At 69.6% G+C, this 20,016-nt stretch carries 18 protein-coding genes; 11 read left to right on the top strand and 7 right to left on the bottom strand.

Annotated features, from left to right (window positions below; all coding sequences use genetic code 11):
• Positions 1 to 14: 14 nt before the first annotated feature.
• The 7 genes from QF030_RS39120 to rfbB all read left to right on the top strand — a co-directional run bounded on the left by QF030_RS39120 (position 15) and on the right by rfbB (position 7,911).
• Positions 15 to 1,718 carry a prenyltransferase/squalene oxidase repeat-containing protein gene (locus QF030_RS39120; protein WP_307167312.1) on the top strand — a complete coding sequence of 568 codons (1,704 nt, stop codon included), beginning with the start codon at positions 15 to 17 and terminating at the stop codon, positions 1,716 to 1,718.
• Entirely contained in the window at positions 1,715 to 3,040 is a 1,326-nt protein-coding gene (locus QF030_RS39115) for an FAD-dependent oxidoreductase (RefSeq protein ID WP_307167311.1), read from the top strand. Before QF030_RS39120 ends, QF030_RS39115 begins: the two co-directional genes overlap by 4 nt.
• Before the next feature lie 29 nt (positions 3,041 to 3,069).
• Positions 3,070 to 3,936, top strand: coding sequence for a TauD/TfdA dioxygenase family protein (locus QF030_RS39110; RefSeq protein ID WP_307167310.1), 867 nt, complete (start codon positions 3,070 to 3,072; stop codon positions 3,934 to 3,936).
• A gap of 124 nt (positions 3,937 to 4,060) precedes the next feature.
• Positions 4,061 to 4,939, top strand: a complete 879-nt coding sequence (locus QF030_RS39105) for an alpha/beta fold hydrolase (protein WP_307167309.1) — start codon at positions 4,061 to 4,063, stop codon at positions 4,937 to 4,939.
• A gap of 72 nt (positions 4,940 to 5,011) precedes the next feature.
• Positions 5,012 to 5,935, top strand: a complete 924-nt coding sequence (locus tag QF030_RS39100; RefSeq protein ID WP_307167308.1) for a putative sugar O-methyltransferase — start codon at positions 5,012 to 5,014, stop codon at positions 5,933 to 5,935.
• A 99-nt stretch (positions 5,936 to 6,034) separates the two neighbouring features.
• The gene (gene rfbA / locus QF030_RS39095) at positions 6,035 to 6,940 is read left to right on the top strand and encodes a glucose-1-phosphate thymidylyltransferase RfbA (protein ID WP_307167307.1); all 906 of its coding nucleotides are present in this window, start codon (positions 6,035 to 6,037) and stop codon (positions 6,938 to 6,940) included.
• Complete coding sequence (gene rfbB, locus QF030_RS39090) at positions 6,940 to 7,911, top strand: dTDP-glucose 4,6-dehydratase (RefSeq protein WP_307167306.1); 972 nt, start codon at positions 6,940 to 6,942, stop codon at positions 7,909 to 7,911. Before rfbA ends, rfbB begins: the two co-directional genes overlap by 1 nt.
• 120 nt (positions 7,912 to 8,031) lie before the next feature.
• Here rfbB and QF030_RS39085 read toward each other — a convergent pair whose 3' ends face one another.
• Both QF030_RS39085 and rfbH read right to left on the bottom strand, forming a co-directional pair.
• Positions 8,032 to 9,423 (bottom strand): NDP-hexose 2,3-dehydratase family protein, encoded by a 1,392-nt coding sequence (locus QF030_RS39085; protein ID WP_307167305.1) that lies wholly within the window; start codon positions 9,421 to 9,423, stop codon positions 8,032 to 8,034.
• Positions 9,420 to 10,724 (bottom strand): lipopolysaccharide biosynthesis protein RfbH, encoded by a 1,305-nt coding sequence (gene rfbH / locus QF030_RS39080; RefSeq protein WP_307167304.1) that lies wholly within the window; start codon positions 10,722 to 10,724, stop codon positions 9,420 to 9,422. Before rfbH ends, QF030_RS39085 begins: the two co-directional genes overlap by 4 nt.
• 1,469 nt (positions 10,725 to 12,193) lie before the next feature.
• Here rfbH and QF030_RS39075 point away from each other — a divergent pair.
• The 3 genes from QF030_RS39075 to QF030_RS39065 all read left to right on the top strand — a co-directional run bounded on the left by QF030_RS39075 (position 12,194) and on the right by QF030_RS39065 (position 15,313).
• Complete coding sequence (locus tag QF030_RS39075) at positions 12,194 to 12,427, top strand: response regulator transcription factor (protein ID WP_307167303.1); 234 nt, start codon at positions 12,194 to 12,196, stop codon at positions 12,425 to 12,427.
• 276 nt (positions 12,428 to 12,703) lie between these two features.
• Positions 12,704 to 13,306, top strand: a complete 603-nt coding sequence (locus tag QF030_RS39070; protein ID WP_307167302.1) for a TetR/AcrR family transcriptional regulator — start codon at positions 12,704 to 12,706, stop codon at positions 13,304 to 13,306.
• A gap of 1,209 nt (positions 13,307 to 14,515) precedes the next feature.
• Positions 14,516 to 15,313, top strand: coding sequence for an AfsR/SARP family transcriptional regulator (locus QF030_RS39065; RefSeq protein ID WP_307167301.1), 798 nt, complete (start codon positions 14,516 to 14,518; stop codon positions 15,311 to 15,313).
• Positions 15,314 to 15,510: 197 nt separating this feature from the next.
• On the opposite strand, the gene QF030_RS39060 is transcribed toward QF030_RS39065, so the two are convergent.
• The 4 genes from QF030_RS39060 to QF030_RS39045 all read right to left on the bottom strand — a co-directional run bounded on the left by QF030_RS39060 (position 15,511) and on the right by QF030_RS39045 (position 17,663).
• Positions 15,511 to 15,744, bottom strand: coding sequence for a hypothetical protein (locus QF030_RS39060; protein ID WP_307167300.1), 234 nt, complete (start codon positions 15,742 to 15,744; stop codon positions 15,511 to 15,513).
• 55 nt (positions 15,745 to 15,799) lie between these two features.
• On the bottom strand, positions 15,800 to 16,126 hold the full coding sequence (locus tag QF030_RS39055; protein ID WP_307167299.1) for a carboxymuconolactone decarboxylase family protein: 327 nt from the start codon (positions 16,124 to 16,126) through the stop codon (positions 15,800 to 15,802).
• A gap of 164 nt (positions 16,127 to 16,290) precedes the next feature.
• Entirely contained in the window at positions 16,291 to 16,704 is a 414-nt protein-coding gene (locus QF030_RS39050; RefSeq protein ID WP_307167298.1) for a cupin domain-containing protein, read from the bottom strand.
• A gap of 116 nt (positions 16,705 to 16,820) precedes the next feature.
• Positions 16,821 to 17,663: an SDR family oxidoreductase gene (locus QF030_RS39045; RefSeq protein ID WP_307167297.1), complete on the bottom strand. Its 843-nt coding sequence runs from the start codon at positions 17,661 to 17,663 to the stop codon at positions 16,821 to 16,823.
• 570 nt (positions 17,664 to 18,233) lie between these two features.
• On the opposite strand from QF030_RS39045, the gene QF030_RS39040 reads away from it, so the two are divergent.
• Positions 18,234 to 18,794, top strand: coding sequence for a hypothetical protein (locus QF030_RS39040; protein ID WP_307167296.1), 561 nt, complete (start codon positions 18,234 to 18,236; stop codon positions 18,792 to 18,794).
• Between the two features lie 232 nt (positions 18,795 to 19,026).
• On the opposite strand, the gene QF030_RS39035 is transcribed toward QF030_RS39040, so the two are convergent.
• Positions 19,027 to 19,908 carry an endonuclease/exonuclease/phosphatase family protein gene (locus QF030_RS39035; protein ID WP_307167295.1) on the bottom strand — a complete coding sequence of 294 codons (882 nt, stop codon included), beginning with the start codon at positions 19,906 to 19,908 and terminating at the stop codon, positions 19,027 to 19,029.
• Positions 19,909 to 20,016: the final 108 nt, after the last annotated feature.

Raw genomic sequence — 20,016 nt, 5'->3', positions numbered from 1 at the left:
TTTTGTGCTCAGACGTGGACAGCCGAGTCGAGGCATCGGTCGCGCGCGCCGCGGAGGCGCTGTTCGCGACGCAGCGTCCGGAGGGTTTCTGGCCGAACCGCCGCCCCACCGCCGTCCTGGGGACCGCCGGCGCGGTCGTCGCCCTGCACGTCGCCGATCCCGAGCGCTCGCGCGAGCTGATCGAGCGGGGAACGGCGTGGCTGGTGTCCGTCCAGAACGCCGACGGCGGCTGGGGCGGAGTGCCCGGCGCCGCGTCGCAGCTGGTGCCCACCGTGGTGACGGCAGCGGCCCTGAGGCTGACAGCTCCCCGGACGGCCGAGGAGCCCTGGCGGCGTGCGCTGGAGCTGCTCGAGTCGCTCGGCGGTGTGGAGTCGCTCGCCGACCCGGGGATGGTCCACATGGCCACGACGTTTCTCGTCCTGGCGGGTCTGCGGGACATGCGCGGATCCCGGCGTATCCCACTGGAGTTGCTTCTGCTGCCGCGGCGGCTCTGGCGGCCCCGACTCTCCTTCCGGGCCGCGCCCTTCGTGGCCATGGCCTTCATCCAGGCCCACCACGACACCCCGGGGGGCGTCGGACGGCTGCTGCACCGGCTGGCCCGGCCGACCGCGCTCCGCCTGCTCCGGCAGATGGAACGCGGGGAGAACGACCGCGGCGGATACGGCGGGGACAACTGGCTCACCGCGGTGGTGTGCATCGGCCTGTGCCGTGCCGACGCCCCCGCACGCATGATCGCCGACACCGTCGACTACCTCCGGTCGAACGTGCAGCCGGACGGCTCATGGCACATCATGCAGGGACTCGACCTGATCGGCGGGTCCTACGTCGCCCGCGGCCTGGCGGACACCGGCTACACCCACGATCCGCGGCTGGTCCGGGCACGGCACTGGCTGCGCGGGTGCCAACAGGACCACGCGTTCCCCATCTACGACGCGCCGCCCGGCGGTTGGGGTTGGGAAGGCCCCCGCGGGTGGCCGAACTTCCTGGACAGCGCCAACGTTCTGGCCGCGCTCACGCCCTCCGACGACGAAGAGCCGGCCGAGCGGCTGCGGCACGGCCTGGACTGGCTGCTCTCGCGGCAGGACGGCAGAGGCTCGTGGGGGACCTTCGTCCCGGACACCACACTCACGAACGACGGCCCCTGCCCCTATACGACGGCGCAGTGCGTCGAGACCCTGCTCGACGGCGGTCTGTCCCGCGGTGATCCCAGGATCGTCAGAGCCCTGGACTGGCTGCTCGCCTGCCAACGGCCGGACGGCACCTACGAGGGCCTGTGGTACAGGGGCCTCACCTCGGCGACAGCCACGGCGCTCGTGGCCTTCGCACGCGGCGGAGTGGGCGACCACCCGGCGGCACGGCGTGCCCGTGAGGCCCTCCTGAAGGCGCAGTTGGCCGACGGCTCATGGGGCCCGGGCCAGACCGGCACGCTCGGCGACGATCCCTCGCGGGGCACCGTAGAGGAGACCGCCTGGGCGTTGCGCGGCCTGCTCGCCGCGGGTCTGCCGGCGGAGGACGAACGGCTCCGGCGAGCGGCGGAGTGGCTCATGTCAGCGCAAGGGGACGACGGGCTCTGGCCGGCAAGCCCGGTGTGCCTGCACATCCGGCGCCTGGCCTACTACGTGGACGGCCTGATCGGGAACGGGCTGGTGCTCCGGGCGTTGGGCGCGTACCGCGGCGCGCTCACCGCCGGTCCGGTGGCGGAGCGGGAGGCGTGGTGACGGCCGGGCACGGCACTGACCACCCGGTGGACACCGACGTGGTGGTCTGCGGCTCCGGGGTCGCCGGGCTCGCGGCGGCCTGCGCCCTCGGCCGGCTGGGCCTGAAGGTGATCCTGGCGGACAAGCGGCCGACCCAGCCCTCGCTCTGGAAGGGCGAGGTGCTCCAGCCCGGATCCCTGGACTCCCTGCACGCGTGGGGCGCGCTCGGCCGCCTCGAGGCCAGACAGGCGATTCGGCTGAGCCGCCTCGTCGCCCGCACCGCCGACGGGGAGGAGCTGATGGCCATGGACTTCGCGGCTCTCGGCGGCGAACGGCCCTGGATGCTCGCCCACGACTACTCGACGATCCTGGAGTGCATGGCCGAGTCGCTCGGCCCGACGGTGAGCCTGCGCCGTGGCGTCCTGATCAAGGACCTCGGCACCCGCGCGGGGGGCCGGATCTGCGGGGTGCGCGCCATGATCGGCGGCACGGCCGTCGACATCAGGGCCCGGCTCGTCGTGGCGGCCGACGGCATGTCCTCACGCCTGCGCAGGCTCGCGGGGATCGACGCCGAACCCGTGGCGTACGACCACCGGCTGCTGTCCTTCGAGCTGTCCGGCACCCTGCCGGTGGACGACGAGGTGTCCGCCCACGTCACGGACCGCGGCCTGGTCATGGTCTACCCGCTGCCGGATGCGCGGATCCGGGTCTACGTCCAGGTGAGGGCGGACGAGCTCCGCCAGGCCGGCCCGGCCGAGCTGCGGCGATGGTGCGAGGGGCTCGTCGACCAGGTGCCCGCGCTGGACCCGATCGCCAAGCTGCTCGAAGGGAACCTGGAACGCAGGCAGTTGCTTCCGGTCTGGCGCTACCGGGCCCCGTCGCTCGTCCGGCCCGGCATCGTCCTGCTCGGGGAGGCGGCACACGTCGTGCATCCCCTGGCGGCCCAGGGGATGAACACCTCGATCGACGAGGCGAAGGGCCTGGCGGCCCGGCTCGCGGCCGTCGACCTCGCCGACGACGCCGCCGTCGACAGGGCGCTGCGCGGCTACGAGGACGATCGGATGGCCAGGATCCGGGCCGTGCACACGATGAGCCACAACGCGGCGCGCATGATGACCAGCACCTCACGCGGCGGCAGGGTCATGGGCCGGCGGCTCATGCGGGGCACCGCGAGAAGCAGCCGCCTGAGCTACCTGACCACGTACAACATGTCGGGCCTCGGCATGCGCCCGCTCGGCAGGTTCGACCGGCTCGTGCAGTTGGGGGTCGTGCCGGACCTGCGAGCGCGGTCGTTCGCGCCCCGCGATCTCCCGGGCACCGGAGCGGGAGCGGGACGCGGGTAGGCACAGTCAACGGACAGAAGGATGGAAAAGTGTCAGACACCTTCACCACGGCATTCGAGGTCCGGCCGCTCACCAGTGCGCTGGGAGCCGAGATTCACGGCGTACGGCTGGAGGACATCACCGACGCGGAGTTCGCCGAACTGCGCCGGCTGCTGCTGGAACACCTGGTGATCTTCATCCCGGGGCAGGAGGGCTGGTCGCCGGAGTCGCGCATCGCCTTCGGCCGCAGGTTCGGCGAGCTGGAGGAGCACGCCTATCTGCCCCATCTGGACGGGCATCCTCAGATCCAGATCATCGACTCGGAGCAGAACGGCAAGATCCCGATCTGGCACACCGACATGACGTACGCCCCGAACCCGCCCATCGGGACCGTCCTGCAGATCGTCGACAGCCCGCCGCAGGGCGGCGACACGATGTGGTCGAACCAGTATCTGGCGTACGAGGGGCTGTCCGCGCCGCTCCGCGACCTGCTCGACGGCCTCACCGCCGTCCACTCCATCCACATCCCGGGGCTGGACAGCCTGGCCGAGCACCCCGTCGTGCGGGTCCACCCGGAGACGGGCCGCCGGGCCCTGTTCGTCAACCGGGCCCACACCTCGCACATCGCGCAACTGAGCCGGAACGAGAGCGACTCGCTGCTGCAGTACCTCCATCGCTTCTCCACCTCCCCCGAGTTCGTCTGCCGCTATCAGTGGGCGCCGGGCGACGTGGCGATCTGGGACAACAGGGTCACGCAGCACTACGCGGTCGACGACTATTCCGAACATCGCCGGGGCCTGCGCGTCGTGGTGCTCGGCGACACCCCCTCGGGGAGCGAACCCCGGTGGGACCACTACCGACCCGTGCCGGGCCAGCGGTACGTACCGGACTGGGTGAACGCGAAGGAAGCGTACTGATGGGCTCGGCCGACGGCGGCGCCCGGCTGACCTCCTGCGAAAGGCCGCGTACCGCCGCCAGGGTGCTCCGATGAGGCCGGGAGCACCGAAATCCGCTGCGACCACTGGTGAGGGAGAACCGGACATGGCCGACGTCGGCCCCACGACGCATACCCTGGACGTGCCGGGGGCTCGTCTGTGCTACGACATCCGTGGCTCCGGCCCCTTGCTGCTGATGATCGGCTCCCCCATGGGCAGCAGGGGGTTCACGGCCCTCGCGTCGCTGCTCGCCGCGGACTTCACCGTCGTGACCTACGATCCTCGCGGCATCCTGCGCAGCACCATCAGCGATCCTGGCCAGAAGGCGACGCCCGAGCTGATCGCGGATGACGTCCAGCAGCTGATAGCGGCGCTGGACGCCGGACCGGCGCACGTGTTCGGCAACAGCGGCGGAGCCACCACCGGTCTGGCCCTGGTCGCCCGGCATCCGGACGCCGTACGCACCCTGGTGGCCCACGAACCCCCGGTGACCGAGCTCCTGCCGGACGGTCAGCAGGTGCGCACCACGATCGACGATCTCTGCAAGGACTACACCGCCGGCCATCGGGACGTGGCCCTGCGCAAGTACTCGGCTCTGTCCGGCGTCGGCTTCGCCCCGCCGCCCCCCGTCGGACAGGCGTCGACCCGCGCGCTGTACACCCCGCCGAAGGACGTCCGGGCCATCCTCGACCGCTTCTTCGGATACATACTCCAGCCCACCACGCGCTACCGCCCCGACCTCGACGCGCTCCGGACAGCGTCCGTCCCCGTCGTCGTGGGAGGGGGCACGACCTCCCAGGGGCAGCTCTACCACCGCACCGCGACGGCGCTCGCCGAACTGCTGGACACCCCGCTGGCCGCCTTCCCCGCGGGACACACCGGCTTCCAGGAACAACCCGAGCCCTTCGCCGACCTGCTCCGCGAGGCGTTCGGAACCGCACGGACGGAACCGCAGCCAAGGGAGCGCACCACCGCACCCCAGTGACGCGGAGAGGCCGCAGGCAAGGACGTCCGTCCACACCTCGACCGGACCGGATCATCACCAGGATGGAGCGAAATGGACCACATCTTCCGAGCCAGCCGCCAGTGGGAGCGCATACAGAACCGCTACATCACCGAGGACGCGGCCGTCGACCTGACGAATCTCAAGTCCGACCCGAGGAATTTCAAGCTCTCCCTCTGGGACCCGACGACGAACGGGGTGCGGTATCTCAAGACACTGGCCTACCACCTCGGCATGGAACTGAGCCCGGCGGAGCTGGCGAGGATCAGGCGAACCCCCAACCGGGAGATCGGCGACCCCACCACGGTGCGGTGCGGCGGCGAGACGCTGTGCATGGACTACCTGCAGGCGACGTACGAAGTCGGTTTCATCGAACGCGAGATCGACCTGAGCGGCGCCAGGATCCTGGAGATCGGCGCCGGCTACGGGCGCACATGCCACATGATCATGTCCAACCACGACATCTCCGGCTACTGCATCGTCGACCTCAAGAACACGCTGCGGCTGAGCAAGGCCTACCTCCGTCAGGTCCTGGACGAGCCCCGCTTCAAGCTGATCGATTTCATCGAGGTCGACAGCCTGCAGGACGACTCCCTGAGGTCCGAGCGGTTCGACCTGTGCATCAACATCCACTCGATGACCGAGATGAGTCCGGAGACCGTCCGGGCCTATCTCGACCTGATCAACGAGACCTGCTCGGCCTTCTACGTCAAGAATCCGGTGGGCAAGTACATCGACAAGAGCCTGGACGGCTACCTGCAGGGCCAGGAGGCCGTGGAGATGGCGCTGGAGAACGGACCCCTCCGGCAGTTGCTGGACATCCACGACAGCCAGGCGGTGCAAGCCGCGGTCCCCGCCTTCATCGAAGGATACCGGCCGGGCGACGCCTGGGACTGCGTCGGTGACAGCCGCGCTCTTCCCTGGAGCTACCTCTGGCAGGCCCTCTACAAGAACCCGCGGAAGCCGAGTGATGGGTGAGCTGCCGGACGTCGTGGAGGGAAAGGGAGCCGTGCTCCGCCCGGTGACCCGAGCGGCGCGCCGAACGGTCGCAGGCCGCTGTCGTGGGGAGCCGGTCCGGTGAAGGGCATCCTCCTGGCAGGCGGCAACGGGACCCGGCTGCAGCCCCTCACCCTCGTGGGGTCCAAGCAGCTCGCTCCGGTCTACGACAAACCCATGGTCTATTACCCGCTGTCCGTGCTCATGCTCACGGGCATCGACGACGTCCTCATCATCGCTCGGCCCGGGGAACTCGACCTGTTCCGCAGGTTGTTCGGGGACGGCAGCAGACTGGGCATGCGCATCGACTACGCGCCCCAGGAAGAGCCACGGGGAATCGCCGACGCCTTCCTCGTCGGCGCCCCGCACATCGAGGGCGAAGACTGTGCCCTGATCCTGGGTGACAACCTCTTCCACGGCGCCAAGCTGCCCTCCATGCTGCGCAGAACCGTGCGGAAGCTGCGCGGATGTGTCCTCTTCGGCCACCAGGTCGCCGAGCCCCAGCACTTCGGCGTCGCCGAGATCGACGCGAAGGGACGGCTCATCTCCATCGAGGAGAAACCGGAGCAGCCGCGTTCCAACCTCGCGATCCCGGGCCTGTACTTCTTCGACGACACCGTGACGGACATCGCACGAGGCCTGCGGCCCTCCCCGCGCGGCGAACTGGAGATCACGGATGTCCTGCGCGCGTACCTGTCCGAGGGGCGTGCCGATCTGGTGTGGCTCGGCCGGGGCGTCACCTGGCTCGACGCCGGAACCCACGAATCCCTCCTCGACGCGGGAAGGTTCGTCCGGGACATACAGCATCACCAGGGCATAAGTCTCGGCTGTGTCGAGGAGATCGCCATGTACATGGGTCTCATCGACGCGGACGCCTGCTACCGGCTGGGCGCCGAGATGGACGGTTCGCCCTACGGCCAGTACGTCATGAGGAGCGCCCTCGCCCACCAGCTCAACCCGACACCCGCCGAGCTCTTGGAGGAGTGATGCGTCTCCTGGTCACCGGGGCCGCCGGCTTCATCGGTTCCGCTTACGTCCGGACGGTGCTCGCGGCCGGCGACGGCGAGGTGTCCCACGTCACCGTGCTCGACAGACTCACCTACGCGGGCCGGCTCGACAACCTGGACCTCACGCACCCGCGTCTGAGCTTCGTCCGGGGAGACGTCTGCGACGCCGAACTCGTCGACCGGCTCATGTCCCGTGCCGACCAGGTGGTGCACTTCGCCGCCGAGTCTCACGTCGATCGGTCCATCGTCGGCGCGGACGCGTTCGTACGCACCAACGTGACCGGCACTCAGACGCTCCTCGACGCGGCGCTGCGTCGAGGAGTCGACCGGTTCGTGCACGTGTCCACCGACGAGGTCTACGGATCCCTGGCGACGGGCCGGTTCACCGAGATGGACGCCCTCGGTCCCAACTCGCCCTACGCGGCGTCCAAGGCGGCCTCCGACCTGATCGCCCTCTCGTACCACCGCACCCACGGCCTGGACGTCCGGGTGACCCGCTGCAGCAACAACTACGGGCCGAGGCAGTACCCCGAGAAGATCATTCCGCTGTTCGTCTGTCGGCTGCTCGCGGGCGAGGCGGTACCGCTGTACGGCGACGGTGAGCACGTACGTGAATGGCTGCACGTCGAGGACCACTGCCGCGGCGTGGACCTGGTACGGACCGGCGGACGCCCCGGCGAGGTCTACAACATCGGCGGCGGCACCGAGCTGAGCAACCGCGAGCTGACGGAACTGCTGCTCAAGGCCTGTGGCGGCTCCTGGGACCAGGTGCGTCAGGTGACGGACCGCAAGGGGCACGACCGGCGGTATTCGATCCTCGACGTCAAGGCCAGGAGCGAACTCGGCTACCGGCCCCGGCGCGACTTCGAGTCCGGGCTCGCCGAGACCGTCGCCTGGTACCGGGACAACCGCTCCTGGTGGGAGCCGCTCACCGGTGGCCCCGGGCCATGAGCCGCTGGCCCGCGTCATCCTCGATCCGCGGTGAGAGGGCGGCCCGTCTCGGGTCCGCCCTCCCGCGGCCCTGTGGTTTCCCCGGCATGGTGCGCACCGGGGACCTCCCCGAGGCACGCCTCACACGCCGTCCTCCAGCGCGTTGAGGCACAACAGCAGTGTCCGCGCTTGGACGTTGACATAGTGGCTGTACCGGGTGAGAGCGGCGAGCTGGTCCCGCGAGACCCACTGGAACCCCGGCGGCGCGTCGAGCGGTGCGTCGCTCTCGTCGGCTTCCAGGATGAGGTAGCGGCTCACCGAGTCCAGGAAGCGGCCGCCTTCCTCGGAGTGCAGAGCGGAGTAGCGGATCCGCGAGGGGGGCGCCGTTGTGACGAGGTCGAGGAAGCGCGGTCGGTTCGCGGCGGGCAGGTGTGCGTGGTTCCCGGGCTGGCACTGAACCGTGGGACCCAGTTCCACATCGGTGGAGCCGCCTTCGGCACGGGCCCGGGCCAGCACGTGCGGCACACCCTGGAACGTGCGGGTGAGGAACGCGACCACCCCTTGTCCGCGTGGTTCGATCAGCGGCTGGGTCCAGTGGCCGACCTCGCGGTTGCTCGCCCGTACCGACACGGCCACGGTACGGAAGTAGCGGCCGTCCTCGTGGTCGATCGAGAATTCGCCGCGCTTCCAGCCCGATACGCCGGCGAGCGGGATCCGTTCGCTGCGGATGGGGGTCGCGGCCCGTCGTACGGCCAGCCAGGACAGCAGCTCCGTGTCCGAGTGCAGTGCGTAGGGCGTGCTGCGCACGGGAAGGCCGGCGAGGACCGAACGCGCGTCCATGTTGACCGTGTTGTCGTGACGCAGGAGCTCATGGATCTGGCGCAGCGTGAGCCAGCGGAAGTCCTCGTGCTCAGGTACCGGGCCCGTGGCCTCGACGATCATGTTGCGGTTGCGCTTGCGGTGGAACCAGGCGCCGTGCTCGGACTGCAGGACGTCCGAATGGACGCGGCCCCGGGACGGGTCGGTGAAGTACTCCAGGTAGCGGACGGACGCGCCTTGGTGGACCTTGGTGTAATTGCTGTACGTGGCCTGCACGGTCGGTGAGAGCTGCAGCAGCTCGGGGTTGCCCGGCTCCATCTTGGCCTGCATCAGGAAGTGCAGGACTCCATCGAACTCCCGGGCGAGGATGCCCAGGATCCCGACCTCCGACTGGACGATGACAGGCTGTTGCCACTCTTCTTGATCGGGGTGCTCCCCGATGACGGCGTGCAGCCCCTCCACGGTGAAGAACCGGCCGCTGCGGTGTACGAGGTTTCCGGTCCCCGGGGCGAACGACCAGTCCTCGAGCGCCTCGAAGGGGATGCGGTCCACGGCGAACGAGGCCTGTTCGCGGCGCTGTCGGAGCCACTTGCGGATCCCGTCCGCGCTCTCGCCGGCCGACGCGGCCGCGGACCGGGCGACACGGTCGGGCAGCGCGGCAGCCCGCCGGGCCTTGAGCGGCGGCCGCGCCCGCGTGTCGCCGCGCGCGGTCACCGGTGGGTCCCCACGAACTCGGTGACGGAGGCTGTGACGTAGTCGATCATCTCCTCGGTGAGGCCGGGGTAGACGCCGACCCAGAAGGTGTGCTCGGTGACGATGTCGCTGTTGGACAGCTCGCCGGAGACGCGGAACTCCCGGTCGACGTAGGCGGGGTGGCGCGTCAGGTTGCCGGCGAAGAGCCTGCGCGTGCCGATCTTGCGGTTCTCCAGGAAGTCCACGAGCTCCGCGCGCTTGAAGGGCGCCTCGGGATCGACGGTGATGACGAAGCCGAACCAGCTCGGGTCGCTGCCCGGCGTGGGTTCCGGCAGCAGTAGCCACGGAACCTCCGCCAGACCGGTGCGCAGCCGCCCCCAGTTGCGCCGCCGCGCCGCGCAGAAGTCGTCGAGCTTGTCCAACTGGCTCAGGCCGAGGGCCGCCTGGAGATCGGTTGCCTTCAGGTTGTAGCCCACGTGGGAGAAGATGTACTTGTGGTCGTAACCGGCCGGCAGCGTCCCCATCTGGTAGTCGAACCGCTTGTGGCAGGTGTTGCTCTCCCCCGGCTCGCACCAGCAGTCCCTGCCCCAGTCCCGTAGCGACTCCACGATCCGCGCCAGGGCCAGGTTCGAAGTGAGCACACAGCCGCCCTCGCCCATGGTGAGGTGATGGGCCGGGTAGAAGCTGACTGTGGCGAGGTCGCCGAAGGTCCCCACGAGCTGTCCCTTGTAGGTGCTGCCGACCGCGTCGCATGTGTCCTCGATCAGCAGGAGATCGCGCTCTTCGGCGAGTTGTGCCACCTCCGCGATCTCGAAGGGGTTACCGAGGGCGTGCGCGATCATGATCGCCCGGGTGCGGGGCCCGATGGCCTTCTCGACGCGCTCCGCGGTGGTGTTGTACGTGTGCAGGTCGATGTCCACGAAGACCGGGACGAGGCCGTTCTGCAGGATGGGATTGACGGTCGTGGGGAAGCCCGCCGCCACCGTGATCACCTCGTCGCCCGGAACGAGCCTGCGCTGCTCGAGCTGCGGTGACGTGAGGGCGGTGACCGCGAGGAGGTTCGCCGAGGAACCGGAGTTGGTCAGATGCGCCTTGCGCTGCCGCATTCGCCGGGCGAAGGCCGACTCGAACTTCCGGGCCGACCTGCCCGCCGCGATCCGCAAGGTCAGGGCTGCTTCGACCAGGGCCGCCCTGTCCTCGTCGTCGAGCACGGCCCCGGACGGCCAGATCTCCGTGACGCCGGGGACGAACCCCCGTCCGTCCTGGGTGTCTTGGTGGTATCGACGTACCTCGTCGAGGATGTGCGCGACCCGGTCACTCATGTGTTCTCCTCGCCTTGCCGTGGGTCGTTCCGGGTGCAGGTCATTCGGCGGGACGGGTGCGGGGTGCCCGAACGGTTCGCCTGTACGGGCTTCCTCTCCCGCACGCGGCCGGAGCGGCACGGTACGTGGGCACCGGCACGGCGAACCCGCGGACCGCGACGGCTCCGTGCCGGAGGATCTCGACGCCGCCTCCAGACGGGCGCGGGCCCCGCCTGTCGCCTTCCGGACCGCGCCGCCCACGGCGTTCACGACGCACTCCGCCGCGGACCCGGCGTGCAGCCCTCGTCACAGCCCTGGAGCACTCGATTCACGGGTGCGCACTGACCTGGAGAGCTCTCGGCCAGGGAGCTCTCCCACTCCGCAGGCGCTCCGCACCTACCGGTTCGGCAAGTGTGGCCTGCGCGGCTAAAGCCAATCTAGGCTCAGCCTTACGCAGGTCTGCCTCACGCACCGAAGCGACGTGCCGGAGGCGTGGTCGACAACCTCCGTACCGCGCCCGGTCGAGCCTGGTCCATCCTCGTCCCCCTCCCACCGAGGACTTCTACGCCACGCACCACCGTCCCCGGCGACGACGAATGCCTCCTGAGAAGACGCAGACCGGCCGCTGCGCAGCTCGGGTCGGCGCAAGGATCGCGCAAGAACTGCTTTAGGTTCTCCGTTCACACTGGTCGGACGTCCATCACCGACCTGGGGGAGTCAGCCATGGGAGGCCACCCGCTTCTGGAGCCGACCTCAGCGGTCAACCACCCGTCTCCAACGGGGACGTGCGACCCACGGATCACCGGTCTGCGTCCGCAGAGGAATCGGCCGACGGTCAGAGCGTCACGGCCGGCCGCCGGCGCCGGGAAAAGGGGTTCGGCGAATGCGAGACGGGTGGGCCGGAAGGCGTCGCCCGCGTCCGCTCCGCGCACGGCGTCTCCCCGCTCGCGCACGGCAACGCCGACGCTCTCGACCTCCGGGCGATCGACGCGTCCTGCCCGCGCGCGGTGAGACGCCGACTCCGCCCGCAGGCGCCCTCGGACGTTCCGGACGCATACGACACCGGCGGTGGACGAGAGTGCTGGGACACCTCCTCGTCGGCTTCGCCCACGCCCTTCCGTCGTCCCTGACCGAACCGAAGGACTCGACCCACCTCCGTCAGCGGGAGCGAACCCCGGCGGCCGGCAACGGGCCGAAGGCCGGTCCGCGACGGTCGCCACCCGGTCGGCAAGGGGGGCGACGAACGCAGTGAGCCGGCGTCGCGTGACGCCGAGGAGGATGAGCAGCGCACCACCCAAGGAATTCCGAACGGTTCGCAGCCGCGGTCGTCGACGCTCCGGCTTCGGCGCGGTCGATGACCAAGACACCGGCCACCGACGTCGTCGCGCCCGGCGCAGGAGCCCGCCGTGTGAGCCGCGGCCGGGAGTCGGATCGTGGGGGCACCCCCTGTTGAGCCATGTGATCGAGCTCGAGCACCAGAGAGGACCGGAATGGCCGCCCTGCAACCGGACATCTCAGCTGTCACCAACGCGCTCACTCCGAGACAGACCGAGGTGGTCCGGCTCGCGGCGCTGGGTCTGACCGCGAAGGAGACCGCCCGACGACTCGGCATTTCCAAGACGACCGTGGACGAGCACCTGACCGAGGCGCGGCGACGTGTCGGGGCCAGCACCAAGTCCCACCTGGTCGGCTTGGCGGTCGCCGCCGGTATCGTTCCCGGGTGAGTCCCGGCATCATGCCCGACGGTTCCGGCTGATGGCTCGCGCGCCCGTCAGTTCCGTCCGAGACGACCGCATCGGCGCATGGCGCTGCTCCGTCGGTCACGACCAGCCACGGACGCATCGGGGGCGGGCCGGATTCAGGCTACCGCCGGGTTCCGCTCGGTTCCGTCGGCGACGTAGTTGCTGCCTCGCGCTAAGATGGGCAGGTGCCCATCTTGATGGGGGTGCGCCCCTGGGCGATATCGGGCGCCGGCAGCCGACGTACGAGAGGATCCGCGAGTGCCGACTGGAGTGCATCTTCGCCACGCGCGGCAGCAGCTTTTCGACGCCGCCGAACGCGTGCTTCTGCGAGACGGACCGAACGGGCTGACCGGCCGGGCCGTCACCGACGAGGCGGGCTGCGCCAAAGGCGTTCTGCACCGGCACTTCACCGACTTCGACGCCTTCCTCACCGAGCTCGTGCTCGACCGGGCCGGGCAACTCGAGAAACAGGCGGGTGCGCTGCGCGAGTCCGCCGGCACCGGCACCGTGCGGGAGAACCTCACCAGCGCTCTGATCACCCTGTTCGGGCCGATTCCGGTGGCGATCATTCCACTGATCACGTTCCGGGACGAGTTGCGCCCTCGGCTGCGGCAAGCCATGCCCGGAGGCGGCATCGCCATCCTCACCCAAGTCACGAACGCGATCTCCGCCTATCTGGCCGCCGAGCGTGAACTGGGACGCATCGCGGAAGAAGCCGACATCGACTCACTCACGCTCTCCCTGGTCGGTGGCGGACATCTTCTCTTCGCGGACCGCGACTCCGGCCCGCCCACCACGGCGGCCGTCAACAAGCTCGTGACGGCGGTCATCACCGACGCCGTACAGCGCCGCCCGGCCTAGGGGCCTGAGGCGGAGATCCGCCGCCGCTTTCGCCGTTGTCGCTGACCGCTGCTCAGCTCGATGACAGGTCCGCGGTGTCGTCGAGTTCTGCTTCGATCGCCCGGAGAAGGCACTGGTGCGCTGCGTGGACGAGGAATCGCAGATGAGGTGCCACAACCGTCGCGAGAGGCGTCGATGTGGCTGTTTCTCGGCCTCGCCATTTCCGGCGCATCCCGCGCTCAGCTCTCCCTGCGATCGCTTGGTCGGCCGATCGGCTGTGCTTGTCCGGTTCCTGATCACTGAATCGACGTGGGGCCGGTTCGAGCCGTTGATGCCGACCGGTCGGATCCACGGCCGACGGCCGACGGAAGGCCGGTCACCGCCGAAACCTCGGGGCAATCGCGTGGAAGAAAGATGCCGCGCGACCGCCTCCGCCGCCTGCTCGCAGCCTGCGGACGTCGGCATCAGCCACGGTTCCGCTGAGGCGCACACGACTGGATCCGGCCGAACGGCGCCCGGTCGGCCTGAGCTCAGCCGCCTCCCGGTGCTCCCGTGCCGCCCGAGCGGTTGCCACCTGCATCGGAAGAGCTCCGGCGGCAGGATCAAGACCGATGCGGACCGGACGACACCGCAAGAAAACAACGAGCCACAAATGGGGTGCCGATCTCCCCGGCGGCCCCGCCGTGCGGGGAGGAGAGTCCCTTTCTCGCCGCGCCAAGCAGAAGGAGAGATATCGCAGGTCAACGGCGGAGCAAGAAACTCAACCAACAGAACGTAATAAACCCACAAAGACGGTCGCGCCCTTGGCGCTCCAGAATCGCGGGAAAAGGAAGAGGGAATGTCTCATTCCGCACCGTTGCCGACTTAACTACATTGCCGTTTGCACATTCAGCTGCGCATGATCAGAAGTGGCTCTGCAATGTGGGCGACACCGTTGTCAGCGTTCCTGGCGAAGGGAAAGATCTTGTTAGCCTCCCCCCCACACCATATGTCGGACCCCTGGATACGTCGCTTTCGGTCCCGGCCGAATGTCTCTGTCCGCCGCGCACGCTCCCCCCACCCGGGCGGCTCGGCCGATTACCGCCACTCCCTGGCACGGTCCCCGGAACCAGCCGATCTGATCACCGAGGCGCTCACGCCTTTCGACGACCGCCCAGGCGTCACGGAAGCCATGCCCGAGGCCTTGGCGGACCGCGCACATCAGCCCTCGACAGCAACGGAGGGCGCCCGGTGAGGTACGAGATGTTGGGCCCGCTCCGCATCAGGAACGGAGACACGTACTCCACCGTCAACGCGCCGAAGGTGGAGATCGTCCTCACTGTGCTGCTCATCCGCGCCGACCAGTTGGTGTCCCTGGAACAGCTGATGCGGGAGATATGGGGCGAGGATCTGCCACGGCGCGCCACCGCGGGTCTCCACGTGTACATCTCCCAGCTTCGCAAGTTCCTCAAGCGGCCCGGCTCGACCGGCAATCCCGTGGAGACCCGTGCACCGGGGTACGTGCTGCACAAGGGCGACGACCAGATCGACGCCCAGCTCTTCCCCGAACTGGTCGACGTGGGACGGTCGTTGCTCCGCGAGAAGCGGAACGACGAGGCGGCCTCCTGCTTCGAGCAGGCGCTCGCGCTGTGGCGCGGCCCGATCCTGGGACAGGGCGGCAACGGAACCGAAGCCAACGGCCCGATCATCGACGGTTTCTCGACCTGGCTGACCGAGATCCGCCTGGAGTGTCAGGAGATGCTCGTCGAGTGCCAGCTCCAGCTCGGTCGGCACCGCGAGGCGGTGGGCATGCTGTACGCCCTCACCGCGGAGAACCCCATGTACGAGGCGTTCTACCGCCAGTTGATGCTGGCGCTCTACCGTTCCGAGCGGCAGGCTGACGCGCTGAAGGCGTACCAGTCGGTGCGCAAGACGCTTCACGACGAGCTGGGGCTGGAGCCCGGGCGCCCGCTCCAGGATCTGCAGCGGGCCATCCTCTCGGGCGACATGCACCTGATGTCACCGCCCCTTGCGATGTCCGGCCGCTGACCACCGGACGGACCATCGTGAGGTGGATGAAAGCCTGGTGAGGCGTACGTGCGCGGAGGAGGCGTACGCGCTCGCGAGGTGTGGCGAAGGCGCCTGACGCCTTCGATGAAGCCGGAGTCGGCCTCCGGGCTGCCCCACGGCGGGGATCTTGTGGGGCAGCCCCGAGAGGAACTCCCGGTCAAGGGGGCCTGGGGTGTTCATCCAGCCCGGGCGGCAGACCGATGAGGGTGGTCGCCCCGTTCGAGGAAGTCGGTCGGGGCCGACGACGTGACGGTCGCAGTTCCGCAGGAGGGCGCATGTCGGCGCGGCGCCTGCCGGTCGGCCAGTTCCTCGATGCCGACGTCGGCGGGGATCGGGGCGGACAGGATGCGGCAGAGCTTGCCTCTTCCCGCCGGATTGGCACCGCGATCAAAGCTGTCGGCGTCCATCATGGCCTCTCACCCACAGACCGGACGGCGGAAGGGGCCGCCGGACCCTCCCGGACGCTCAGGCCGAGAAGACCTGCTTGGCGACCGTGATCGCGGTCATGGCCTTGGGCCAGCCCGCGTAGAAGGCGAGGTGGGTGATCGCCTCGATGAGTTCGGTCTCGGTGACGCCGTTGTTCTTTGCATGGCCGAGATGGAAGCGCAGCTGGTCGGAGTCGCCGCCGGCGACGAGGGCGGCGACGGTGATCAGGCTGCGGTCGCGGGCGGCCAACTCGGTGCGGTTCCACACGTCTTCGAACAGGACGTCGTCGGTGAGTTCGGCGAGCTTCGGGGAGAAGTCGCCGAGCATGCGGCGTCCGCCGCCTACCTGCTTGGGCTGGTCGGTCATGGAAGATCCTTTCGCCGGTCCGCGGGGCACGGGCGGGTCGGAGCGCCGGTGCCCCGCGGGGACCGTGGTGCTACTCGTCGGTGGTGGGGGCGCCGCGCCAGCGGCCGGTGACGTTCCGCGTCGGTACGCCGGAGGGCCAGCCCGTCCAGAGGGGAGCGGGCACGCTAGGCCCGGACGCGGGAGCCGTTGTACTCCTCGTCGGTGATGTGCTCGCCCCATAGCGTTGTGGTGGCCGGGTCGTCGCCGGCTTCCATGACTGCGAGGTGTTCCATGAAGCAGTCCGAGGTGGCTGCGTGCCAGTGCTCCTCACCGGGCGGGCAGTAGTAGGTCTGACCGGGGCGTACCTCGTACACGGTGCCGTCGCGGCTTCCGAACAGGGCGATGCCCTCGGTGATGTGGAGGTACTGACCGCGGGCGTGGCTGTGCCAGGCGCTGCGGGTGCCCGGGGCGAAGCGGACCCGTGCGAGGACCGCCCGCTGGTCGGCGTCGTGCGGCACGACGAGCATCTCGGCCCAGGCGTCGCCGTTGAACTGCTCGGGAGGGTTCTTGACGGTCTTGATGGGGGGTTCGATCTGCATGCGTTCTCCCTTTCCCGGCACCCGTCGGGGACGTTCGGTCAAGGCGGATGCCACGTCTGCTGTGGAGGTCGGCCGCTTCACTGCCGACCCATGAGGCGGGGGGTCGTGAGGGTGGGTCAGGCGGCGTCGGCGTGCGCGAGGCCGGAGCCCAGCTCACGGGAGGCCTCGACCTGGGCGAGGAGTTCCTTCGCCTTGGCCTCGACGGCGGCCAGGCAGTCGTCGCCCGCGATGAACCGCAGCGGCGGCTCGTCGAGGGCCGCGACCTCGAGCAGGGCGTCGGCGAGCTTGGCCGGGTCGCCGGCCTGCTGTCCGTTCATCGACTCCCAGGCCTTCTTGGTGGCCGCGGTCCGCTCGGCGTAGTCCTCGACGGACAGCTCGGCGTAAGTGGTGGAGGCGTCCACGAGGAGTTCGGTGCGGAAGAAGCCCGGCTCGACGATCGTGGTGCGGATCCCGAACGGCTCCACCTCGTGACGCAGGGACTCCATGAAGCCCTCCACGCCGAACTTCGACGTGGCGTAGGCGGCGGTGAACTCGCCGCCTACCTGGCCGGCGAGCGAGGAGATCGTGATGACGTGCCCGGACCTCTGCTCACGCATGACGGGCAGGACGGCGCGGGTGACGTTCATCGGGCCGAACAGGTTCGTCTCGATCTGCGCCCGCATCTGGTCTTCGGAGAGCTCCTCGAAGTACCCGGCGTAGAAGTTCGCGGCGTTGTTGACCAGGACGTCGATCCGGCCGAAGCGCTCCACGGCCGCTTCCACGGCCGCCCGGGCGGTGGCCGGGTCGGTGATGTCCAGGGCGGTGACCAGCAGGTTGTCCTGCTCACCGCCCAGCGCCTCGACGACGCGCCCGGGGCGGCGGCCGGTGGCCACGACCCGGTGGCCCGCCTGCAGGGCATGACGGGCGATGTCGGCGCCCAGACCGCGGCCGGCGCCGGTGACGAAGAAGACCTTGCTCATGATGAGGTGCACTCCAGACGGACGGAAGAGGCACAGACCTGGTCGTCACAGTCTGTGTCCAGAAGCGGTTTCGGGCAGCCGGTGGAGCCCCGGCCGCCGGGGGACCGACGAGCACCGCCGACCACCACACCACCAGGAAACACAAGGTCGAAGTGGTGAGGGAGGGCCTGCGCCTCCAGGTACTGACAGGACCCCCCACACCCGTGCTCTCCGACTCAGCTCGGTACCGCGGACCATGCCCTCCGGCTCCTCGCCGCCTGGGAAGCCACCGAAGACGCCGAACCCGTGCCCAACCCCTCGGACCGGCACGAGCACCGAGACGCATCAAGGCACACTGCGCGAGCGACGATCCTGCCCACCTCGAACGCCACAGCCGGGCGCCCACAGGCGGCAACGCCGGCCCCGGGTGCGAGCGCGCCCTCGCTGCCGAGAACCGGCAGGCGATCGACCCGGCGCGATGAGGTAGCCGTCACGAGTCGCCGCGCCCCTGCTAGTCTTCGGCGTCTTGTCGCACACTCGTGCGCACACACCACACCACTCGTCGCATCAGTCCCGTGGGGGGATCCTGTCATGACCCAGTCAGCTCCGCCGCCGTCCGACGGCAACCCGTTCGCCCAGCAGCCCGCCGCCGGCGCACCGGCCGCCCCGCAGCCCACCGACGGCAACCCCTACGCCCAGCAGCCCGGTGCCGTCCTGCCTCCCCCGCCTCCGTTCGCGGCCGCGCCGGCCCGCGGCAACGTCGCCCTGGGCCTGGTCGTCGCCGTCGTCGTGGCGCTGGTCACCGCCGGTGTCTACGGCGGGATCGTCGGCGCGACCGAGTACGAGATCGGCTACGCGGCCGTCGGCGTCGGCTTCCTCATCGGCTTCGCGGCGGGCAAGGTCGGCGGCACCAACCCGGCGCTGCCCGTGGTCAGCGCCCTGCTGTCGCTGGGCGCGGTCTACCTGGGTCAGCTCATCGGCATCGCGGTGATCGGCGCCGACGAGCTCGGCGTCTCCGCGACCTCGCTGTTCACCGAGCACTTCGACCTGCTGACCGAGGGCTGGAGCGAGACGGCCGACGCGATGACGTTCCTGTTCCTCGGCATCGGCGCGTTCGCCGCGTTCTCCGGCGCGAAGAAGGCCGCCCTGTAGCCACGCGGGTGCGCGTGAACACGCAGCCCGCGCATGACCATGCGCAACGCGCGAAGGGGCCCGTCCACCTCACGGTGAACGGGCCCCGCACGTGCGTGGAGAACCCCTCCGGACGGGGGTGCGGCCCTCGTGGTGACGGGCCCCGTACCGACGGACGTCTGTCAGGCGCGGTCAGCCGGGCGGAGACGGATCAGCCCGCCGGCCGACGGCCCGGGCCGGCCATGGCGCCGACTCACGTGATCCGCAGATCGGCGTGGAGCAGATGGTGGTCCGAGTGCGGGGTCGGATGCACACCGTGCCCCATCGGGACGATGCCTCGCAGGAAGACGTAATCGAACTTGCTCTGCCAGTCGGTGGTCGGCTCGCAGTCGCCGGTGGCGGAGGGGCGGCACCGGGGGTCTGCGTCCACGGCCAGTTTCCACATCCCGGCGAGTTCGGCGGCGTCCGGCACGGCGTTGAAGTCGCCCAGAACGATCGCCCGCTCGTGGCGGGCGACGGCAGCGGCGAGTACGCCGGTCTGGTCCGCCCGGACTGCCTCCTGACGCCGTTCGGCAAGGTGCGTGTTGAAGACCCGCACACTCCGGCCGCCCACCGTGGTGGTGACTGCCATGTACCCACGGTCCTCGGATCCGCCGTGCGGATACTCCACGTTGACGACGTCCGTCATCGGCGCCGCCGAGAGAATCGCCTGGCCGTACGCCCCCGGACTCCACAGCGCTCCCCCGCAACGGCCCCAATTCCGCAGAACGGTCCCGTACTTGACGTGGTAGACCAGCCCGTGGAGGCTCTCCAGATGGTCCCGGATCTTCTCGACGTCCCGCGCGCACGCCTCTTGCAGGCCGATGACCTGGGGTGCGTATCGGGCGATCTCCGCCGCCCGGTCGGCGTTGCTCTCCTCGCACGGGTTGCAGAGGTTCCACGTCATGACCCGGTTCGGCACGACGTCCTTGACGGCTTCGGCGGGCAGTGACCGGGCGGAGGGGGCGCCGTTCGATGCACCGCGGTTCACGAGCACCACGCAGGCCACGATCAATGCGCCCGTCAGCACACGCATACCCCTACCGAGCACCATCGCCTCCTCACAGTGGAAATCCATGGCACCTGAGATCTCCATGTCTCCATGCACAAGGTTATGGGACGGAGCCGTCGGCAACGCGGGCGATGGCAAGCGGACCGACTGAAAACCGTTGCGGGGCCGCCGCCGTCTCGGCTAGTCTGCCGC

Source organism: Streptomyces rishiriensis (assembly GCF_030815485.1).
In the GTDB taxonomy this organism is placed as follows: Bacteria; Actinomycetota; Actinomycetes; order Streptomycetales; family Streptomycetaceae; genus Streptomyces; species Streptomyces rishiriensis_A.
Note: the sequence above shows the minus strand (reverse complement) of the source record. Positions and strands in the feature narration are given on the sequence as shown.

Bases quoted from the DNA above. Each gene is read 5' to 3' on its own strand.
- QF030_RS39055 (WP_307167299.1), bottom strand. From the start codon at position 16,126: ATGACCGACCAGCCCAAGCAGGTAGGCGGCGGACGCCGCATGCTCGGC.
- QF030_RS39035 (WP_307167295.1), bottom strand. From the start codon at position 19,908: ATGGAGATCTCAGGTGCCATGGATTTCCACTGTGAGGAGGCGATGGTG.
- QF030_RS39040 (WP_307167296.1), top strand. From the start codon at position 18,234: ATGACCCAGTCAGCTCCGCCGCCGTCCGACGGCAACCCGTTCGCCCAG.
- QF030_RS39045 (WP_307167297.1), bottom strand. From the start codon at position 17,663: ATGAGCAAGGTCTTCTTCGTCACCGGCGCCGGCCGCGGTCTGGGCGCC.
- QF030_RS39105 (WP_307167309.1), top strand. From the start codon at position 4,061: ATGGCCGACGTCGGCCCCACGACGCATACCCTGGACGTGCCGGGGGCT.
- rfbH (WP_307167304.1), bottom strand. From the start codon at position 10,724: ATGAGTGACCGGGTCGCGCACATCCTCGACGAGGTACGTCGATACCAC.
- rfbB (WP_307167306.1), top strand. From the start codon at position 6,940: ATGCGTCTCCTGGTCACCGGGGCCGCCGGCTTCATCGGTTCCGCTTAC.
- QF030_RS39075 (WP_307167303.1), top strand. From the start codon at position 12,194: ATGGCCGCCCTGCAACCGGACATCTCAGCTGTCACCAACGCGCTCACT.
- QF030_RS39050 (WP_307167298.1), bottom strand. From the start codon at position 16,704: ATGCAGATCGAACCCCCCATCAAGACCGTCAAGAACCCTCCCGAGCAG.
- QF030_RS39100 (WP_307167308.1), top strand. From the start codon at position 5,012: ATGGACCACATCTTCCGAGCCAGCCGCCAGTGGGAGCGCATACAGAAC.
- QF030_RS39060 (WP_307167300.1), bottom strand. From the start codon at position 15,744: ATGATGGACGCCGACAGCTTTGATCGCGGTGCCAATCCGGCGGGAAGA.